This window comes from Streptococcus sp. 1453, from assembly GCF_013276955.1.
In the GTDB taxonomy this organism is placed as follows: domain Bacteria; phylum Bacillota; class Bacilli; order Lactobacillales; family Streptococcaceae; genus Streptococcus.
The window spans coordinates 1-224 of sequence record NZ_VMLZ01000011.1; the positions used below are offsets into that span (position 1 = coordinate 1).

The following is a 224-nucleotide window of genomic DNA, read 5'->3' on the forward strand; positions in this document are numbered from 1 at the left end:
TTAGCGTTGGCGTTGGCTGTCGCGGTTGCACTAACCTTATCGATTTCTCCAATACCAGTAGTCTTCGCAGTATCTACAGCAGTTTGGTCTTTCGCTTTATCGACTTCGCCCTCTGCTTTTCTTAAGGCTTCATCAACTTTGCGATTGGCTTCGTTCAACTCTTCTGTAGTCAAGTGTTCGACTCTCGCCAACGCCGCTTTCTTCTCTTGCGCTTGCTTAGCGTT

The 224-nt window shown here is 47.8% G+C and carries 1 protein-coding gene; it reads right to left on the reverse strand.

Translation table 11 applies throughout. The features are described 5' to 3' along the window. The coding region (locus HW098_RS07620) for a DUF1542 domain-containing protein (RefSeq protein WP_176139729.1) at window positions 1–224 on the reverse strand (224 nt) is incomplete at both ends.